Raw genomic sequence first — 19312 nt, 5'->3', positions numbered from 1 at the left:
ACGCCGCTCACTTCACCTTCTTCTTGTACATCGCCAGCATGCGCTGGGTGACAAGGAAGCCGCCAAAGATGTTTACGCAGGCGAAGATGAGCGCGATGAAGCCGAAGCCGCGCGCCCAGCCCGAGCCGCTCGAGATCATGCCGACACCGACCGCGAGCAGCGCACCGACCACGATCACCGAGGAGATCGCGTTGGTCACGCTCATCAGCGGCGTATGCAGCGCAGGGGTGACCGACCACACCACGAAATAGCCGACGAAGACGGCGAGGACGAAAATCGACAGCCGGAAGACGAAGGGGTCGACGACCTGTGCAACATGCTCCATGGCGGCTCTCCTTAAACCTTCGGCTGGAAGTTCGGGTGGATGACGGCGCCGTCCCTGGTCAGTGCGGTAGCCTTGACCAGTTCGTCGTCCCAGTTCACGGCGAGGGCCTTGCTACCCTTGTCGACCATGGTCTCGATGAAATTGAACAGGTTGCGCGCATAGAGACTGGAAGCGGACGCCGCGACACGGCCGGCAACGTTGGTGTAGCCGACGATCTTGATGCTATCGAGATCGACGACCTCGCCCGGCCGCGCGCCCTCGACATTGCCGCCGCGCTCGACGGCGAGATCGACCAGCACCGAACCCGGCTTCATCGACTTGACCATCTCGGCCGAAACGAGCTTCGGCGCGGGCCGGCCCGGGATCAGCGCCGTCGTGATGACGATGTCCTGCTTCTTGATGTGCTCGGCGGTGAGCGCGGCCTGCTTGGCCTGGTACTCCTTGGACATTTCCTTGGCGTAGCCGCCGGCGGTCTGCGCGTTCTTGAACTCCTCGTCCTCGACGGCGAGGAATTTCGCACCGAGCGATTCGACCTGCTCCTTGGTCGCAGGACGCACGTCGGTCGCGGTCACGATGGCGCCGAGGCGCCGCGCGGTCGCGATCGCCTGGAGGCCGGCGACGCCGACGCCCATCACGAACACCTTTGCCGCGGGCACGGTGCCGGCGGCCGTCATCATCATCGGGAAGGCGCGGCCGAAGGCCTCGGCGCCCTCGATCACGGCGCGGTAGCCGGCGAGGTTCGCCTGCGACGACAGCACGTCCATCACCTGCGCGCGGGTGATGCGCGGCATCAATTCCATCGCGAAGGCGGAGACGCCGGCATCGGCGATCGTCTTCAGCGCAGCCTCGTTGCCGTAGGGGTCCATGATGGCGATGACGAGCGCGCCGCGCTTGTACTGCGCGAGCTCGGACGCCTCGGGGCGTTTCACCTTGATGATGATGTCGGCGTCCTTCAGCGCATCGGCGCTGACGGTGGCGCCGACTGCGGTGAATTCGGAATCCGGCAAGCCCGACTTGAGGCCAGCACCCGGCTCGATGGCGATCTCGGCGCCGAGCGCCTTGAACTTCTTCACCGTATCAGGCGAAGCGGCGACGCGCGGCTCCGACGGGTCGATTTCCTTGGCAACGGCGATCTTCATAGGCCCTCCGGCGACGCGGGCAAAAACGCGCACGCGAACTTAGCGTTACTCCCGCAACGTTGGATACCGGTTTTGGGACCGGCTTGAATGCAAATATTATGGGCACCGACGACGCTGGCGGTGCAAAGGCGATGGATCAGGTGAGGAAGATCGCCATCAGGATCACGATGAGCGCGACCGAGGCCGTGCCGTACTTCACGAGCTTGATGAAGCCCTCATAGGTCTGCTCGTGGGCAACGTAGTCGTTGCCGTCGGCCGTGGTGTAGGCCACTTCGCTATGGTCAGCCATGGATTGTCCCCAGTCGAAAGTCGAATTCTTGGGCTGGGATACCTTAAACCTTCGGGCAGGGCAACGGCACGGGCGGGCCGTTTTCCCGCAAATCGGCTCATTTGGAATCCAGATTGCCGCGGATCCAGCGGCGCGGCGCCCGGTGAGAGCCGTTCAATCAGATGCTCAGCACTTCTTTAGGCCGCCGACCCCCGCCGACCCTACCCCATATCCAGGACCGCCATGGTCAACGTCGACGGTGGCGGCTCGTCGACCGACAGCCCGAGGGCGCGGCGAACCGCCCGGATCGCGTCCACCTTGCTGTCGCAAAAACCCCGCTTCGCGCAGCGCTCGCCCGGGACGTCGACCACGATCGCGTCCGCACCGGCATCCTCGGTCAGGAAGCCGTGCGCCATGTGGAAGCCGAGCGCCCGGTAGACCTCGAACTGCTCTTCCGAGAAGAACTGGTCACCCGTGGTCTCGTGCGGGAAGGTGTCGTTGCGACGGGCATAGTCGCGGATGTAGTCGTTCTCGTCACCGCTCAGCGACGACTTGAGGTAGACGAGATACCCGGTCTCGCCGCCGCCATAGTCGATCTTGCCGACCGCAACATGCGGTCCCGCTGACGACCGCGGTGCCGGATCGGAAGGCTTGCCGGCGTTGCACTTCATCCATTCCCGCGTCGCGTTGCGGATCGGCGTCCACGGCAGGTCGATGATGATGCCGAGATCGATGCGCGCATATCGCTGCAGGGTCACCAGCGCGGAGAAATTCATCGGCGCGTCGGCCTCCGCGTCGACCACGATGATCACCCGGCAGCGCCGGCGCAGCAATTCATAGACGCCCAGGTTCTCGATGTGGCCGCCATCAGTGAGATACACCGCGTCGGCGTTCTCGTAGAGGCGGCCGGAGATTTCCGACCACAGGAACAGCGGCGTCGAGTGATGCTGCGGCTTGCCGTTCGACGAGACGTAGCGCGGATTCTTCAGCCAGTAGCCGAGGCGCACGTTGAGCAAGGCCAGTGTCGGCGTCAGAGGTTTGATCGAGCCCGACCCCATGTTCGAGGAAGCTGCAGCACCGGAGATCGCCATGACGGTCGCCAGGTCGAGATTCGGGAATGCTTCGGTGTCGGCATAGCCGGTCGCCTCGCTGCCAACGTGCAAGGGCGAGAACATGAAGAAATCGGCATTCCGACCGCGCCGATTGGCGAAATCCGATCCTTGAATGTTCAGCGCGGCATTCACGATGTGATAGGGCGAGGCCAAAAGGCGGTCAGGCGATTTCACGCCCGCCATCGCCTGCCCGGCAGGCGTGGCGTCGGCGGGATAAACGGTCGGGTAAAGCAGTTCGCTCAGCTTCTCCTCGTCGAGCGGCAGGAAGTCCCGCCCCTGGTCCAGGCTGGGTTCGTTGCGCGACGGTTCGCCATCCGCGTAGAATCTCGGGTTGAACAGGAAGGCCTTGCTCAGGCGATCACGGTAAAGGCGGTGCAGCGAGTTGGCGTTGGGCCCCAGGATCCAGGACAACGCAAACAGAATGACGGCCGCAACGAGGTAGAGAGGCGCCATCGCCCAGTTGACGTTGTTGCCGAACTCGTACTTCGACCATTTGAACTCGACGGGCTTGCACCAGCAGCCGATCGCATACAACCATTGGGGAACGTGGGAGACAGCATTGACCGGTTTGGTGATGCCGGGCTTGGCTTCCTCCTTGCTGTCGATGTTCGCCGAAAGCGTTCGAGCCTCGCTGTTGAATTGAACGTTGCCCGATACGCTTGCCGCGGCTTTCGCCGCATTCGGCAGCACGGCCTTGTCACCCCACTCCTCCGCCATCGCGTATTGGCGGTCCGTGTCTATCAGCACCTTGTCGTTGGCTATGCCCCAATAGCAGAGATAGAGATACCCGACCCAAATCAACAGCGGCAACGCGAGGCCAGCGATCCACACAGCCGCTCTCGCCACATAGGCAAGTAGTCGCGACGAAAAGTCTGATGCTCCGACGCCCTTCAGCAGTTCGGCGAATTGCTGCCTGAACAGCGTGACCGCCACGGCAACCGGCGCCGCGACGGCGGCAAGCGACTGTATCCATTTGACCGCCAGGCCCGTGACGATGCCGCCCGACTGCGCCACGTTCGCCTCGGCGACATCGAACATTTGAGCGATCATGAAGGGCTGGAATTCAAAGAAGCAGATCACCGCGAGCAGCACGAGGTATGTGGCGCCGGCCGTCGGTGGATAGCCGCGAAATTCACCTCTGGTGCTGGGCATCATCGATCGCAGCAGCGCCCAGGCAAAAAAGATCAACAAACCGAACAGCGCGGCCGCGAGCGTGAGCGCAAAATGATCGACCTTCAGGTGGCGTGCGATCGTGCACACGAACCCCATCGCCAGTGCAATCCCTGCCACATAGGAAAACAAGTCACGGCGTTCGACCTTGAAGATCCGGCGGTAAAAAAAGCCGATGAGCAGCGCGGCAGCAGCGATGGCCACACCGGCGAGGATGAAAGCAAGCTCCGCTCCAAGCTTGGCGAAGAACCCGAGCGTCTGCCCGTCATCGACCCTGAGCCCGAAGAGATTCGGCACGTAGAGCGAGGATCGAGCGGCATTGGAGAGGATTGTGATCGCCGCGACGATCAGCACGGCCGGAAGCGTCAGGCTGAGATTTGCGACTAGGCCGCGCACGACGATCGCAATTCCGGTGACGAGATCGCGCGCACCCGCGGGGATCAGATAGTTCGAATAGTTGCGGATGTGTCCGACCGCGGGGGTGTCGCTGATTTCATTGGCAGGTCTTCCTCCGGAGGCGCCACCAAAGACGAACTCACGCGCCCTGGTCATCGTCGCCGTGAGCGAACAGCCGATATAACCGCCGCCCGAAACCGTCGACAGATAGTCGATCCGTTTGATCAGATCGTGATGATTGAGCGCCTGCAATACGCCGAGACAAATGGCGGACGAGCGGATGCCGCCGCCCGAGAGCGCAAGCCCAACGGTCTCGCTCGGCTTCTCGGCACTGACATACTCGACAGTTGAAAGACCTTCGGCGCGACGACGGGTATTGATCGCCTCGAGCTCCTGCCGGACCATGTCGCCGTGCTGCTGGCCCCAGGATCTTTGCTCTTCGACGACCCGTTTCGTATCCGGTTGCTGGACGTGAGGGCCAAAGCTGGCCATGTCCGCCTCCCTGCCAGGGCACTCAGACAATCAACAATCAAAAATTGCATTCTTAAAATAAAGTACCTTACACGGTTAGTCTTGCCACCCGCACGAACGTTCATTCCCGTGCGGCAGGATCTCCAGACCCGTCAACCAGCGCCCTCGGCGGGGCAAGAGCCGATCTCGCGAAAACGCTCTCAGCCCTTTCGTTCGAAAAAGCCAACCGAGCCGGCACGCCAGGTGGCGTGGCTCCGCCTCAGCTCATCGCCTCCAGCTCGTCGATCATGCCCGCGATGACGCTCAGCCCGCCATCCCAGAATTTCGGGTCCTTGGCATCGAGCCCGAACGGCCGCAGCAGTTCGGAATAGTGCTTGGTGCCACCGGCGGCCAGCATGTCGAGATAGCGCTCGGCAAAGCCCTCGGCCGCGTTCTCGTAGACCGCATAGAGCGAGTTCACGAGACAATCGCCGAACGCGTAGGCGTAGACGTAGAACGGCGAGTGGATGAAATGCGGGATGTACATCCAGTAGTTCTCGTAGCCAGCCTTGATCTCGATCGCGGGGCCCAGGCTCTCGCCCTGCACCGAGAGCCAGATCTCGCCGAGGCGCGTCGCGGTCAGCTCGCCGTTCTTGCGCTCGATGTGGACCGCGCGCTCGAAGGAATAGAACGCGATCTGCCGCACCACGGTGTTGATCATGTCCTCAACCTTGCCGGCGAGCAGCGCCTGGCGCTGCTTTGCATTCTTGGTCTGGGCAAGGAGGCGCTTGAACGTGAGCATCTCGCCGAACACGCTTGCGGTCTCGGCCAGCGTCAGCGGCGTCGGCGCCATCAGCGCGCCGTTCTTCGCGGCCAGAACCTGGTGCACGCCGTGGCCGAGCTCGTGGGCGAGCGTCATCACGTCGCGCGGCTTGCCCTGGTAGTTCATCAGCACGTAGGGGTGCGCCGAAGGCGTGGTCGGATGCGAGAAGGCGCCCGGCGCCTTGCCCGGACGTACCGGCGCGTCGATCCAGCGATCGGTGAAGAAGCGCTCGGCGATATCGGCCATCTTGGGCGAGAAGCCGCGATAGGCTGACAGCACCATGTTGCGCGCCTCGGGCCAGGCAATGGTGCCGGTCGCGGCAAACGGCAGCGGCGCGTTGCGGTCCCAATAGGCGAGCCGCTTCTTCTTGAACCACTTTGCCTTGAGCCCGTAATAGCGGTGCGACAGTTTCGGATAGGCCGCGCGCACGGAGGCGACCAGCGCATCCACAACCTCGCGCTCGACGCGGTTGTTCAGATGGCGAGAATCCGCGACGTCCTTGAAACCGCGCCAGCGATCGGAGATGTCCTTGTCCTTGGCGAGCGTGTTGGTGATCAGCGCGAAGGTGCGCTCATTGGCCTTGAAGGTTTTCGCCAGCGCTTCGGCCGCGGCCTTGCGCTTGGCACCGTCACGGTCCGCCAGGAAATTGAGCGTCGGCTCGATCGCGAGTTCCTTGGCCCCGACCTTGAAACGCAGACCCGAGATGGTCTGGTCGAACAGCCGGTTGAAGGCGGAATAGCCGGTCTGCGACTTCTCCAGGAAGAGCTGCTCGAGCTTGTCGTCGAGCTGGTACGGCTTCTCCTTGCGCAAATCCTCGATCCAGGGACGGTAATGCGCGAGCTCCGGGGCCTGCATCGCGCGGGTCAAAATATCGTCATCGATCCGGTTGAGTTCGAGCGCGAAGAACAGCAAATGCGTCGACGCGTCCGTCAGCCGCTCGGACACATCGCCGTAAAACTTTGAAATCGCAGGGTCCACGCTGTCGCCGGCATGGACGAGGCCGGCATAAGAGCCAAGGCGGCCGGCGAGATCGTCGATCGCCTCATAGCGACGCACGGCTTGCGCGAGCCATTTTCCGCCATCTTCGTTTGCTGTGCCTGTTGCGAGCTTGCCCTTGAAGTCGGTCTCGAACGCGACGCAATCGGCATCCATGGTTTCGAGATCGCGCGCCACTTCCGGTGCGTCGATCCCGAAATAGAGATCGGCGAGGTTCCACTCCGGAAGCCTGCCGGTCTTGCTTGCAGGTTTGCTGGAGGATTTTGCCTTGGTGGCTGCTTTTTTGGTGTTCGACTTGCGGAGTGCGGAGGGGCGCGACGTCATCGTGTTGGAAACCTGTGTTCAACGATCGCAATGGCAGGGATCGCAATGGCTGGGGTCGGCAAGGTTTAAGAGTGCGTTAATCGGCTTCGGCCAGAGTGCCCCGATTCGAGACAGATAGTAGTAGCGTGCGGGGAACACCATGGCTGCCAGTATTTTGATTGCCGATGACGACGCCGTGGCACGCCGCCTGGTCGAGAACATGGTGCAGAAATGCGGCTATGAGACGATCGTCGTGGAGTCCGGCGACGCCGCGCTCGCCGTGCTCACCGCCCCCGACGCGCCAGCCATCGACGCTGTGATCCTCGATCTCGTGATGCCCGGCCTCGACGGCATGGGCGTGCTGGCAAAGATCCGCGAAGCCGGCATGACCGTGCCTGTGATCGTGCAGACCGCCCATGGCGGCATCGACAACGTGATCTCGGCGATGCGCGCCGGCGCTGCCGATTTCGTGGTCAAGCCGGTCGGCGTCGAGCGGCTTCAGGTGAGCTTGCGCAACGCGCTCAACGCCTCCGCGCTCAAGGGCGAATTGCAGCGCATCCGTCACAGCCGCGAGGGCCGGCTGACCTTCTCCGACATCATCACCCGCGCCGAGGCGATGGCGCCGGTGATGCGCGCCGCGCAGAAGGCGGCGAACTCTTCAATTCCCGTGCTGATCGAGGGCGACTCCGGCGTCGGCAAGGAGATGTTCGCGCGCGCCATCCATGGCAGCGGCGAGCGCAAGGCAAAGCCCTTCGTCGCGGTCAATTGCGGCGCGATCCCCGACAATCTCGTCGAGTCCATTCTGTTCGGTCACGAGAAAGGCGCCTTCACCGGGGCGACCGATCGGCACACGGGCAAGTTCGTCGAGGCCCATGGCGGCACGCTGTTCCTGGACGAGGTCAGCGAGTTGCCGCTGACCGCGCAGGTCAAGCTGCTACGCGCGCTCCAGGAAGGCGCAGTGGAGGCGGTCGGCGGCCGCAAGCCTGTAAAGGTCGACGTCCGCATCATCTCTGCGACCAACCGTAAGCTTCTGGAGCGGGTGAAGCAGGGCCATTTCCGCGAGGATCTGTTCTATCGTCTGCACGTGCTGCCACTGACGATCCCTTCGCTCAGGGCCCGGCGCGAGGACATCCCGAATCTGCTGCGGCATTTCCTGGCGCGCTTTGCCGCCGAGGAGAACCGCCCGATCAGCGGCATCAGCGGCGAGACCGTAGCGCACCTCGCCCAACTCGACTGGCCCGGCAACATCCGCCAGCTCGAAAACGCAGTCTACCGCGCCGTGGTCATGAGCGAAGGCGACCAGCTTGGTCTCGACGATTTCCCGCTACTGGCCTCGCATCCGCATTCTGCAACGGACATCCCGACCGCGCCGCTGATGATCGAGCCGATCGCGGCGCCGGCCATGATCTCAGGTAATGAAATACCAATCGCGCCGCTCTCCTCGGTGGGAACCCTCGCTCTGCTGACTGCGACCGGCGATGTCCGCCCGCTGGAGGAGATGGAGAACGAGATCATCCGCTTTGCGATCTCGCACTACCGCGGGCAGATGTCCGAAGTCGCCCGCCGCCTCAAAATCGGCCGCTCCACGCTCTACCGCAAACTCGACGAGGCCGGCGTGCAGGGGCATGGCGGCAAAAGCGGCGAGGAGACGCACTGAGCCGCACTGTGAACAGTGGTTTGCCGGACGCTGCGACGGGGCCGTAAGCCGTTCGTATGACGGAAGAATCCGCCCCGTTCAGGAACCGTGACTTGGAAGTGACAGACGGCGGGAAAAGCGCGTGCGAGAGGCGCACAATCCGTTGCAAAGCGGCTTCCTTGAAGTCAGTTTGTCGTGAGTTGTCCCGGGTAGCGCTGGCTGCGAAATCGGGGCCTGTATATCGTCTGCGTAAGAATCGTTGCGTGCAGGCGTGAGGCCGGCGCAATTTTGCCGAAGCTGAAGACGATAAACAAAGCTGTTCCACGAGGGACAGTTCACCCAAGGGGTGTGACACAATGCGTGACTGTTTGAACCACCGTGCAGGCTTTGACCGCGTTTTGATGACGGTCGCGGCGACCTTCCTCACGGTATCGGCCAGCTCAGCCCTGGCGCAGGATCAGGCGCGCAGCAGCGCCGCCGAGCTTGCGATCGAGGCCGCGATCCCACGCCCCGAGCCCGCCAACGTCCCGCCCCCGAGCGCCGCCGACATCAAGCTCGACACCACCGCAACGGTGCAAGACGCCCCGAAGGATGCAGCCAAGGAACCAGTGAAGGCCGAAGCTGCTGCCCCGGCCCCCGAGAAGGTCGAAACCAAGCCCTCCGACGTCGCCACCACGCCCGCCGCTGAGGCGCCGAAGAGCGAGACGGCCAAGACCGAACCCGCGAAGACTGAGCCCGTCAAATCTGAACCAGCCACGGCTGACACTGCCGCGGCACCGGCTGCTCCCGCAGCACCCGCCGCCGCAGCAGCGGCCCCGGCCGCCGAGCCGGTGAAGGCCGCGAGCAACGTTCCCGCGGCCGACCAGCCGGTCGCCGACAAGCTCAAGGACGCCCTCGGCGCCAAGACCTCGCGCTATTTCGACCGCAAGAACGAGCGCGCCGCCGTCGAGAAGTTTTACGGCGCGCGCGACTATGCGCCGGTCTGGACCCAGTCTGGCAACCTCACCGCTGCGGCCAAGGGCGTGATCGCGCGGCTCAAGGATGCGGCCTCCGACGGTCTCAACGCCACCGACTATCCGGTGCCGGATTTCGCCGCCGCCACGACGCCCGATGCGCTAGCCGACGCGGAGCTCAAGCTCACCGCCGGCATGTTCGACTATGCGCGCCAGGCGCAAAGCGGCCGCATGCACTGGTCGCAGGTCAGCGCTGACATCCTTTACCCCGAGCATCCGATCGATCCGAACGAGGTGCTCACCAAGGTCGCGACCGCGGCCGACGCGTCCGCCGCGCTCGACAGCTACAACCCGCCGCAGAAGCTCTACAAGGAACTTAAGGCGAAGCTCGCGCAGCTCCGCGGCCAGGGCGAAGGCCCGGTGGTCGAGATCACCGACGGCCCGGCGCTGAAATACACGCCCGCCAGGGGCAGGAAGCAGGCTGAGATCGTCGTGGAAGATCCGCGCGTGCCGCAGCTCCGCGCCAAGCTCGGCATCACCGAAAACGCCAACGACACGCATTACGACGCCACGGTCGCTGAAGCCGTGCGGAAATTCCAGGACGGCGCCGAGATCAAGGCTAGCGGCGTGCTCGACGCGCCGACCGTGAAGGCGCTGAACAGCCCGAAGCGCGACAAGCAGATCGACACCGTGCTGGTGAACATGGAGCGCTGGCGCTGGCTGCCGCGCGACCTCGGCGTGCCCTCGCTGGGCGATGCCTATGTCATCCTCAACATTCCCGACTATACGCTGAAGGTGATGCAGCGCGGCCAGCAGGTTTGGAGCACCCGTGTCGTCACCGGCAAACCCGGCCAGCACGCCACGCCGTTGCTGACCGAGACGATGAAGTACATCACGGTCAACCCGACCTGGAACGTGCCGCCGTCGATCGTCTATGGCGAATATCTGCCGGCATTGCAGCAGGACCCGACCGTGCTTCAGCGCATGGGCCTGAAGCTCGAGCAGAACCGCGACGGCTCGGTGCACATCTCGCAGCCGCCCGGTGAAGCCAACGCGCTCGGCCGCATCCGTTTCAATTTCCCGAACAAGTTCCTGGTTTATCAGCACGACACGCCGGACAAAAACCTGTTCGCCAAGGACGAACGCGCCTTCAGCCACGGCTGCATGCGTGTTCAGTATCCGGATCAGTACGCTTCGATCCTGCTCAACATCGCCCTGCCGGGCGAGAAGTACACGCCGGAGCGCGTACGCAGCATGTACGGCTCGGGTGAAGTCGACCTGAAATTCCCGACCCCGATCCCGGTCAACATCACCTACCAGACCGCGTTCGTGGACGATGGCGGCAAGCTGCAATTCCGCAAGGACGTCTATGGCCGCGACGCGACCATGATCAACATCCTGAAGAACAGCCGCGGCAAGGATCTCGAAAACGTCGTTGCGCATTCGCAGCCGGGCTATTCGCGCCCGGCGACGACGCTGCCGCCCGGCGTGGCGGTGGCCAACAATGGCGGCTCGTCCGGTCCGAACTTCTTCGAACGCCTGTTCGGGGCGCCGTCCCCGCCGCCGGCTCCGGTCGGCCGCAAGGCTCAGCGGGTATTCACCCGCTGAGCCCCGCTCGGAACCTCGGCTTCCAAGATTCTTCAAAAAAATCAGCGATCTCGCCCTCCGGGCGGGATCGCTTAACGTTAACCATTCTCCACTCCCGTTCGGGCAGCGGGCGTTTTTTTGCCACACTCAACCGCTTAGGTCCGTATTCTGACTTGGCTTGGGGGGCGGGAAGGTAAACCTCCAATTAACCTTCTCGCTTTAACAAAGTGTTCATCCTCTTTCGCGCGCTAGCGGGGTTTGGCGGGAGAGTCCATTGAACGCTCGTCGACTGGGTGGGCTCATACGTGCTGGCTGGTTTCGCACGCCAATTCGCTGCGTCGTCGTTGTCCCATGCGGGAGTGAAGGTCGGATCTCGGATCGGCCTCGCCTCGCTGGTGCTGCTTGCGGCTGCCGGTTCGGTTCATAACGCCGCCGCGCTGAACGAAACCAAGACGCTCTCGTTCCATCACACCCATTCCGGCGAAGACCTCACCGTCACCTTCAAGCGCGATGGCCGCTACGACGAAGCCGCGCTGAAGACGCTCAACCACTTCCTGCGCGACTGGCGCACCCAGGACGAGACGGTGATGGACCGTCACCTCTTCGACATCCTCTGGGAAGTCTACCGCGACGTCGACGGCAAGCAGCCAATCCAGATCATCTCCTCCTATCGCTCCCCGGCCACCAACGCCATGCTCCGCCGCCGCTCCTCGGGCGTCGCGCGCTTCAGCCAGCACATGCTGGGTCATGCGATGGACTTCTACATTCCGAACGTGCCGCTGGAGCAGATCCGCTTCGCCGGCCTGCGCCTCCAGCGCGGCGGCGTCGGCTTCTATCCAACCTCCGGCTCGCCTTTCGTTCATCTGGACACCGGCAGCATCCGGCACTGGCCGCGCATGACGCATGACCAACTCGTCCGCGTGTTCCCGGATGGCCGCACCGTCCATGTCCCGACCGATGGTACGCCGCTGAAGGGCTATGAGCTCGCGAAGGCCGACATCGAGAAGCGGAGCGACCACGCCGGCAGCAAGCCGAGCTTCTTTGCGGCCCTGTTCAAGGGCAAGTCGGCTCCGGCCGCCACGAGCAGCGACGAGGATGACGAGGGCGCACCCGCCGTGGCCGAGAGGCCGGCGGCGCCCGTCGTGGTCGCAGCCGCTGCAAAGCCGGCCGATCCGGTGCCGACGCCGCGAGCCAAGCCACAGGTCGCCGCCGCGATCCAGCTTGCTTCGGCCGACATGCAGATCGTTGCGCCGCCCAGGCCGAAGCCCGCGGCTGTGGCTGACAAGCCGGCTGCCGGCAAATCTGCTGACAACAAGCCGGAGACGCCGGCAGACATCATCAATGCCCGCGGCTTCTGGGATGCCCCAGCCACGCCGCAGCAGGCAACGCCAGCCCAGGTCGCCGCGCTGAAGGCGCGCCAGGCGCTTGCCGCCGCCACCGATCCGCAGCCGACCGCGAGCGTCTCCAGCGCTGCCTATCAGGCGCTGGCCTATGCGCCGGCGGCCGCCTCGCCGGTCGACCGCGCCAACGTTGTTGCCGCCTCCGCGCCGATCCCGCGCGCCCCGCGCCCCGCGTCCGCAGCGCGCAATTCCGCGCCGGCCACCGAGATCAATACCGTTGTCAGCAAGAGCACCGACGGCATGATCGCGACCGCGACCCGGCTCTCCGCCGCCAAGGGCGAGAGCGTCTGGCTGAAGATCGTGATGCTGTCCCCGAGCGCGAGCCGCGCGATGTCGGTCACGCTGATGGGCGAGCTCGATATGGCGGCGCTGCGCGCCTATTTCGTCAAGCCGCAGGCCGTGGTTGCGATGGGCTTTGCCGACGATCCGATGCAGGGCCTGTCCTGCGACAGCTTCTCGGGCAGCGCCACCGCCAAGCTCGCAACGACGTCCTTTGTCGTGCGCACCGCCGCGTTGCGCTGAGATCTTTCCCCTTACACCGTTCGGTAGTCCCGCAGCGCGGATGAAACGCGGCGCCATCCTGCGGCACGACAGCGCCACACGCCCAGTGCCGTCCCAGCGTGGTGCGCATCTGAACTAAGGGAGATTCCCCCACTTCCAACGGGTAATCCACCCGGTATCGCTACGCATTCCAAACGCGCATTGTGGCAATGCGCCCAGAACGGACGCCATGACAAAATCCGAGGACGCGATTGCGTTTGCCTTGGTGTCCGCGTTTCCGTAGCGGCGCCGCATCTCAAGGGAAATGTCGCTACAGCGAAGGAGGAGCGTGCGATGTCAGTTCCATGCAAGTCTGAGCTCAGCCTTCTGAAGGACGACGAGCGCGAAGTCATATTGAAGACGCACCATCCCCTGGTTGGAGAGATGGAGCGCGATGGACTTGAGAGCCTTCGCGCCCGCCTTCGGGATCTCCGCGACAGGGAGCGTACATTGTCGCGGCATCGACGCCGCGAAACAAAGGGAACAGCCGACCCGCGCGGCAAGAGTTTCTCCGGAACGGCAGAGCACGCAAACCAGCGCCAATCGGTTTTCGCTGCTGCCATCAAGCGCGTTAAGAACGAGCTGAGGCGCATCCGAAAGTTTGAAGCACGGCGGGAGCTCGGGGAAGCGGCGCGACGGGCGTTAGCACTCCGTCGGGCGCGTCAGTTTTCTCGACCACAGACGACCCCAACTTCGCATGACGGCATGCGGTCCATCCCAAGCCGCCGCCGAATCAAGAAACTTCCACCGGAAACAATCGGAAGAGTCTCGCAGGCCAACAAGCGGGCGCAGGCCCGACGAGACTCCAAACGCTGACGAGATCCCGGATTTCGATGCGCTGCATCCGGGCTACAACCCCGCTACTTTTATCCCGCTTTCCGGCGCCGGCGATCCAGATGATACGTCAGCGCCAGCGACAGGCAGACGGTGAGCTCCTGCTTCGGCAGCGCGCCGGATACGGGCAGCAGCAAAGCCCTGGTCTGCCGATATTCGAATTGATCGGGAAAGCGCTCGCGGAATGTATCGACCAGCGTCGTCTTGCAGTTGAACAAAATCGCGGGGTGCTCGCTGTCTTTCACGCGCCCGAGTCGAATGGTTGAGCCGCTGCCGGTCTCATCGGTCAGATAAGCAGGCTCGCCCCATTTCAACGTCTCGGTCAGCGGACCGACGTCGTCATGCGCCTTGGCCGTCGCAAAAATGAGCTTGCGTACGTCGAGAAGACGCCGGCGGATCGGCAATGGAAAGGCGTCGAAGGCCCGGCTCACCTCACGCGGCAACAGCGGCTCAGTCACGGTTTCACTCTCGATGGATCGCCAATCGGCCTGTGCTGCGCCGGATCAAGCCGGCAGGCCTGCTCCGAGAAGGCCCGCCTCGTAGCGCTGACGGTCGACGTCGCGCTTATAATGCTGGGTCGAGAGATGATTGGCCACCGAAAATGCCGGCTCACGCTTGAGAACTTCGGCCGCGTGCGCGCCGGCCGCAACCGCGTTGCCCATTTGCGCGAAGATCCCCGCAAGGAACGCGTGATGGGTGTGATCGGGGCGTGTGATCCGTGAGAAGGCCTCGGCGGCTTCGGCATATTTCTCGGCACTATAATAGGCGCGCCCGAGATGGCTCCAGAAGCGTTCCGGGTGATACGGGTTGAGCCGCATCGCCTTCTTGATCCAGTCGATGCCCTCCTCCGGCCTCCCCAGCCAGGTCAGCAGCTCGCCCTGCTGCACCACCACGAGATCGTAGTTCGGGTTGAGCGCGAGCGCGCGCTCCTGATGGTAGGTGGCCTTGTCATGGTCGTCGCGGTTCAGATTGAGCGCCGCGAGGATGCGGTGGACGTCGCTGTCATTGTCGTCGAGGGCCAGCGCGGTCTCCAGCTCCGAAGCCACCTGTTGGAAGGTGGCGTCGCGATCCGCGCACCAGCTATAGACCCAGGTCTGGCCCAGGACGCACGCCTTCCACGCGTGCGCGTGAGCATAGTTCGCGTCGAGTTCGACCGCCCGGTCGAGCAGAAGTTGCGCCCGCGCATTGTCTTCGCGATTGGAGCGATGGTGCAAGACCTTGGCGGCCAGCACGCATTCATAAGCCGCCATGTTGTCCGTGGGCTTGCGGTTCGCGCGATCGTGCGTGGCCGCCTCGACGCGGCCGGGCAACGTGGCGGCGATCGCCCGTGTCATCTCGTCCTGGATGGCGAAGATGTCCTTGAGCTCGCCGTCGTAGCGTTCGGCCCAAATGTGCCGGTCGGTTTCCGCATCGATCAGCTGCACGGTGACGCGGACGCGATCTCCGGCCTTTCGCACACTGCCCTCGATCACATAATCGACGCCGAATTCGCGGCCGACATCCTGCACCTTGACCGCCTTGCCCTTGTACACGAAGGTCGAGTTGCGGGAGATGACCAACAGGTCGTGGAAGCGCGAAAGCTCGGTGATGATGTCTTCGGTCAAGCCATCCGCAAAGAACTCCTGCTCGGGGTCGCCGCTCATGTTGGCGAAGGGCAGCACGGCGATGGACGGCTTCTTCGAGTTGCCCGTCGCCTTTGCAGTGTCCCTTGTGCCGTCTGATGCGCTTGCCGGCCCCTCCTCCAGTCGAATCCGGTAGACGCGGATTGGACGGACGATGTTCTTGACGTTCTGCTCGCCGATATCCTCGAATGCAACGCCATCAAGGCGCAGGCCGAGTTGGTCGCGTACCGCGCTCGAGATGCAGATACCTCCAGGCTCGGCCAGTGCCTCCAACCGTGCCGCGACGTTGACGCCGTCGCCGAAAATATCGTTCTGATCGACGATCACGTCGCCCAGATTGATGCCGATACGGAATTGTATCCATCGCGGCGGCGGGACGTCGGCATTGCGTCGCCCCATCCGGCTTTGAATCTCAGCAGCACACAGCACGGCGTCGACGACGCTATGAAATTCGACGAGCATGCCGTCGCCCGTCGTCTTGATGATGCGGCCGTGATTTTTGGCAATGGCCGGATCGATCAGCTCGATCCGGTGGGTCTTGAGGCGCGCGAGCGTGCCAGCCTCGTCGGCCTCCATGAGCCGACTAAAGCCGACCATGTCAGCCGCGAGGACCGCTGCGAGCCTGCGCTCTGGCCCAGGCACATCCATGGCTCGGTCCCTTCACCGAGCACCATAGCAGACGACCGGATTTTGCCCAAATCTGGTGCGCTGCAACTGCAGCCCGGGTCAGCCTCAGATCATTCCCAGCGCCTGCATGTAGGTCTCGAGAATCGTCTCGGCCTCGGCGCGCTCGTTGGGGTCCTGCTTGCGCATGCGCACGATGGTGCGCAGCGCCTTGACGTCGTAGCCGTTACCCTTGGCTTCGGCGAAGACGTCGCGGATGTCGTCGGAAATCGCCTTCTTCTCCTCCTCCAGCCGCTCGATGCGCTCGATGATGGATTTGAGCTGGTCTTTTGCAAATTTCGTCGCGGGCTCGTCGTCGCGAACGGCGGCGGAGGTGGCCATCTTGGTACTCCCAATGGAACTGGCAAAACGAGGTGACGCCGGCATCCTCACCGCGCGTGCTGGCTAGACCCTTAGGGTTCGGACCTCCGACGTTCAAGGCAGCATCGCGCTCGTCCACAGCGCGCCCACACCTTCCTGCAGGGAAGCAAAGAAAGCTGTTGTGTTTGCGACTCAGCGCGCGCGCCGTTCAGTGCCCGGGATGGACTTTCTTCATCGCTTCGAGCTGCTCGGCCGTGGCCGTGCCCTGGTGTTTCGCCTTCCAGGTCTCGTAGGGCATGCCGTAGACGGCCTCCCGGCTCTCGTCCTTGCTCAGGGCCACGCCCTGCGCGTCGGCTGCGTCCTTGAGCCAGTTCGACAGGCAGTTGCGGCAGAAGCCCGCCAGATTCATCAGATCGATGTTCTGGACGTCGCTCCGGTCGCGCAGATGATCGACCAGGCGCCGGAAAGCGGCCGCCTCGAGCTCTGTTCTGGTTTTGTCGTCGATTGCCATAGCTGGATCCCCTTGGGTTTGATGGTCACCCTTACGGATTTAGGTAGACCCTGTCACAGATTTTGCCATATCGCGGCGCAAACGGACCTGAGGCCGGCCCAAACCGGGTTCCGGCGCCTCTACGCCAAATCGTCAATGATCTGATATAGCCTCCGCGACAATGATCGCCGAATCTCCCCGCTTCCTCCTCCGCCTGCTCGCCCGGTTCGCTCCGGTGCTGGTGCTTGCCCTGTTCTGCTTCTGGAGCAGCCCGGCTTCCGCGGACTTCCGCCTCTGCAACAACACCTCCAGCCGGGTCGGCATCGCGCTCGGCTACAAGGACGCCGAGGGCTGGACCACCGAGGGCTGGTGGAACATCTCGTCCCGTTCCTGCGAGACGCTGCTGCGGGGCACGCTGGTCGCCCGCTATTATTACATCTACGCGATCGACTATGACCGCGGCGGTGAATGGTCCGGCCAGGCCTTCATGTGCTCGCGCGACAAGGAATTCACCATCCGCGGCACCGAGGACTGCCTGACGCGCGGCTATGACCGCACAGGCTATTTCGAGGTCGATACCGGCGAGCAGCGAGCCTGGACGGTGCAACTCACCGACGCCAATGAGCAGCCGGCACAGCCGCGCGTACCCGGCATGCCCGGCCCGGTTGGCCCGGGTGGCGGCGTTCCGGGTTTGCCCAATGGCCCGCCCGGTGCTACGCCCCCGGGCTCGCCCGGCCTGCCACCCCCGTCTGGAAATAAGCCATGAGGCGTCTTCGCCGTATCAAGATTCTCGCGACCCTGGGACCCGCCTCTTCAGACCTCGCGATGATCCGCCGCCTGTTCGAGGCCGGCGCCGACCTGTTCCGCATCAACATGAGCCACACCCCGCATGACAAGATGCGGGAGCTGGTGGCGACGATCCGCAACGTCGAAAGCAGTTACGGCCGCCCGATCGGCATCCTGGTCGACCTTCAGGGACCGAAGCTCCGGCTCGGCGCCTTCGCGGAAGGCGCGGTCCAACTCCAGAACGGCCAGACCTTCACGCTCGATTCCGACAAGACGCCGGGCGATGCCACGCGCGTCAACCTACCCCATCCCGAGATCCTGGCCGCGCTGCGGCCTGGCCATGCGCTGTTGCTCGACGACGGCAAGGTGCGGCTCATCGCCGAAGAGACTTCGAAAGAGCACGCAGTAACCCGCGTCGTGGTCGGCGGCCGGATGTCCGACCGCAAGGGCGTCAGCCTGCCGGATACCGACCTTCCGGTCTCGGCGATGACGCCGAAGGACCGCGCCGACCTCGAAGCGGCACTGGTCACCGGCGTCGACTGGATCGCGCTATCTTTCGTGCAGCGCGCCGACGACGTGATCGAAGCCAAGAAGATGATCCGCGGCCGCGCCTCCGTGATGGCCAAGATCGAGAAGCCGCAGGCGATCGACCGCCTCGCCGAGATCATCGAAGCCTCCGACGCGCTGATGGTCGCGCGCGGCGACCTCGGCGTCGAGCTGCCGCTGGAGCGCGTGCCGAGCCTGCAGAAGCAGATGACGCGGATGGCGCGCCGCGCCGGCAAGCCGGTGGTGATCGCAACCCAGATGCTGGAATCGATGATCCAGTCGCCGGTGCCGACCCGCGCCGAGGTCTCCGACGTTGCCACCGCCGTCTATGAAGGCGCCGACGCCATCATGCTGTCGGCGGAATCGGCGGCCGGCAAATTCCCGGTCGAGGCGGTCTCGACCATGAACCGCATCGGCGAGGAGGTCGAGCGCGACCCGATCTATCGTTCTGTGCTCACCGCGCAACGGCCTCCGCCGGAATCCACCGCGGGCGACGCCATCGCCGACGCCGCGCGGCAGATCGCCGAAACGCTCGACCTGCCCGCCTTGATCTGCTGGACCAGTTCGGGCTCGACCGCCTCGCGCGTGGCGCGCGAGCGGCCGAAGCCGCCGATCGTGGCGATCACGCCGAACATCACGGCCGGCCGCCGGCTCGCCGTGGTCTGGGGCGTGCATTGCGTGGTGGCGGAAGATGCGCGCGACCAGGACGACATGGTGAGCCGGGCCGGCCAGATCGCATTCCGCGACGGCTTCGTCAGGGCCGGCCAGCGCGTGATCATCGTCGCCGGTGTGCCGCTCGGCATCCCCGGCACCACCAACATGGTGCGCATCGCCACCGTTGGCCCCGAGGGCAATCCGGATATCTGATCTCGCGCGGGCCCTTCGACAAAAAAAGTCGAAAACAACCCCATGCACAGTAGCCGTCAAGTGCCGGCACGGTGCCTTACGGACC

14 protein-coding genes are annotated in these 19312 nt (G+C 64.1%); 5 read left to right on the top strand and 9 right to left on the bottom strand.

The window, feature by feature from the left end; translation table 11 throughout:
- Positions 1-7 precede the first annotated feature (7 nt).
- The 5 genes from ACPPVR_RS07495 to ACPPVR_RS07475 form a co-directional block, all read right to left on the bottom strand.
- A complete protein-coding gene (locus tag ACPPVR_RS07495; protein ID WP_018453812.1) occupies positions 8-325 on the bottom strand; it encodes a proton-translocating transhydrogenase family protein in 318 nt (105 codons plus the stop codon).
- Positions 326-336: 11 nt separating this feature from the next.
- Entirely contained in the window at positions 337-1464 is a 1128-nt protein-coding gene (locus ACPPVR_RS07490) for a Re/Si-specific NAD(P)(+) transhydrogenase subunit alpha (RefSeq protein ID WP_426613595.1), read from the bottom strand.
- Positions 1465-1600: 136 nt separating this feature from the next.
- Positions 1601-1753 (bottom strand): aa3-type cytochrome c oxidase subunit IV, encoded by a 153-nt coding sequence (locus tag ACPPVR_RS07485; RefSeq protein WP_008136857.1) that lies wholly within the window; start codon positions 1751-1753, stop codon positions 1601-1603.
- A gap of 200 nt (positions 1754-1953) precedes the next feature.
- Positions 1954-4902 (bottom strand): patatin-like phospholipase family protein, encoded by a 2949-nt coding sequence (locus tag ACPPVR_RS07480; protein ID WP_426613594.1) that lies wholly within the window; start codon positions 4900-4902, stop codon positions 1954-1956.
- A gap of 238 nt (positions 4903-5140) precedes the next feature.
- Positions 5141-7003, bottom strand: coding sequence for a M3 family oligoendopeptidase (locus ACPPVR_RS07475; protein ID WP_426613593.1), 1863 nt, complete (start codon positions 7001-7003; stop codon positions 5141-5143).
- Positions 7004-7142: 139 nt separating this feature from the next.
- On the opposite strand from ACPPVR_RS07475, the gene ACPPVR_RS07470 reads away from it, so the two are divergent.
- From ACPPVR_RS07470 to ACPPVR_RS07460, 3 genes are all read left to right on the top strand, one after another.
- Positions 7143-8639, top strand: a complete 1497-nt coding sequence (locus ACPPVR_RS07470) for a sigma-54-dependent transcriptional regulator (protein ID WP_426613592.1) — start codon at positions 7143-7145, stop codon at positions 8637-8639.
- A 335-nt stretch (positions 8640-8974) separates the two neighbouring features.
- Positions 8975-11179, top strand: a complete 2205-nt coding sequence (locus ACPPVR_RS07465; protein ID WP_426613591.1) for a L,D-transpeptidase family protein — start codon at positions 8975-8977, stop codon at positions 11177-11179.
- Positions 11180-11451: 272 nt separating this feature from the next.
- Entirely contained in the window at positions 11452-13080 is a 1629-nt protein-coding gene (locus ACPPVR_RS07460; RefSeq protein ID WP_426613590.1) for a DUF882 domain-containing protein, read from the top strand.
- Between the two features lie 884 nt (positions 13081-13964).
- Here the strand turns inward: ACPPVR_RS07460 and ACPPVR_RS07455 are convergent.
- The 4 genes from ACPPVR_RS07455 to ACPPVR_RS07440 all read right to left on the bottom strand — a co-directional run bounded on the left by ACPPVR_RS07455 (position 13965) and on the right by ACPPVR_RS07440 (position 17049).
- On the bottom strand, positions 13965-14390 hold the full coding sequence (locus ACPPVR_RS07455; protein WP_426613589.1) for a DUF1801 domain-containing protein: 426 nt from the start codon (positions 14388-14390) through the stop codon (positions 13965-13967).
- A 45-nt stretch (positions 14391-14435) separates the two neighbouring features.
- Positions 14436-16202: an adenylate/guanylate cyclase domain-containing protein gene (locus ACPPVR_RS07450; RefSeq protein ID WP_426613588.1), complete on the bottom strand. Its 1767-nt coding sequence runs from the start codon at positions 16200-16202 to the stop codon at positions 14436-14438.
- An 84-nt stretch (positions 16203-16286) separates the two neighbouring features.
- Complete coding sequence (locus ACPPVR_RS07445; protein WP_007596286.1) at positions 16287-16559, bottom strand: DUF2312 domain-containing protein; 273 nt, start codon at positions 16557-16559, stop codon at positions 16287-16289.
- Between the two features lie 187 nt (positions 16560-16746).
- Positions 16747-17049 carry a DUF1244 domain-containing protein gene (locus tag ACPPVR_RS07440; protein ID WP_426613587.1) on the bottom strand — a complete coding sequence of 101 codons (303 nt, stop codon included), beginning with the start codon at positions 17047-17049 and terminating at the stop codon, positions 16747-16749.
- Between the two features lie 160 nt (positions 17050-17209).
- Here ACPPVR_RS07440 and ACPPVR_RS07435 point away from each other — a divergent pair, with 160 nt between their 5' ends.
- Together ACPPVR_RS07435 and pyk are read left to right on the top strand one after the other, a co-directional pair.
- Positions 17210-17794 (top strand): DUF1036 domain-containing protein, encoded by a 585-nt coding sequence (locus ACPPVR_RS07435; RefSeq protein ID WP_426613586.1) that lies wholly within the window; start codon positions 17210-17212, stop codon positions 17792-17794.
- On the top strand, positions 17791-19227 hold the full coding sequence (pyk, locus tag ACPPVR_RS07430; RefSeq protein ID WP_426613585.1) for a pyruvate kinase: 1437 nt from the start codon (positions 17791-17793) through the stop codon (positions 19225-19227). The genes ACPPVR_RS07435 and pyk overlap by 4 nt, the downstream gene beginning before the upstream one ends.
- Positions 19228-19312 lie beyond the last annotated feature (85 nt).

Source organism: Bradyrhizobium sp. McL0616 (assembly GCF_049993385.1).
Classification (GTDB): Bacteria; Pseudomonadota; Alphaproteobacteria; order Rhizobiales; family Xanthobacteraceae; genus Bradyrhizobium.
This window is presented reverse-complemented; position numbering and strand designations above follow the sequence as displayed.

Bases quoted from the DNA above. Each gene is read 5' to 3' on its own strand.
- ACPPVR_RS07450 (WP_426613588.1), bottom strand. From the start codon at position 16,202: ATGGATGTGCCTGGGCCAGAGCGCAGGCTCGCAGCGGTCCTCGCGGCT.
- ACPPVR_RS07445 (WP_007596286.1), bottom strand. From the start codon at position 16,559: ATGGCCACCTCCGCCGCCGTTCGCGACGACGAGCCCGCGACGAAATTT.
- ACPPVR_RS07465 (WP_426613591.1), top strand. From the start codon at position 8,975: ATGCGTGACTGTTTGAACCACCGTGCAGGCTTTGACCGCGTTTTGATG.
- ACPPVR_RS07475 (WP_426613593.1), bottom strand. From the start codon at position 7,003: ATGACGTCGCGCCCCTCCGCACTCCGCAAGTCGAACACCAAAAAAGCA.
- pyk (WP_426613585.1), top strand. From the start codon at position 17,791: ATGAGGCGTCTTCGCCGTATCAAGATTCTCGCGACCCTGGGACCCGCC.
- ACPPVR_RS07435 (WP_426613586.1), top strand. From the start codon at position 17,210: ATGATCGCCGAATCTCCCCGCTTCCTCCTCCGCCTGCTCGCCCGGTTC.
- ACPPVR_RS07490 (WP_426613595.1), bottom strand. From the start codon at position 1,464: ATGAAGATCGCCGTTGCCAAGGAAATCGACCCGTCGGAGCCGCGCGTC.
- ACPPVR_RS07495 (WP_018453812.1), bottom strand. From the start codon at position 325: ATGGAGCATGTTGCACAGGTCGTCGACCCCTTCGTCTTCCGGCTGTCG.
- ACPPVR_RS07485 (WP_008136857.1), bottom strand. From the start codon at position 1,753: ATGGCTGACCATAGCGAAGTGGCCTACACCACGGCCGACGGCAACGAC.
- ACPPVR_RS07440 (WP_426613587.1), bottom strand. From the start codon at position 17,049: ATGGCAATCGACGACAAAACCAGAACAGAGCTCGAGGCGGCCGCTTTC.
- ACPPVR_RS07470 (WP_426613592.1), top strand. From the start codon at position 7,143: ATGGCTGCCAGTATTTTGATTGCCGATGACGACGCCGTGGCACGCCGC.
- ACPPVR_RS07480 (WP_426613594.1), bottom strand. From the start codon at position 4,902: ATGGCCAGCTTTGGCCCTCACGTCCAGCAACCGGATACGAAACGGGTC.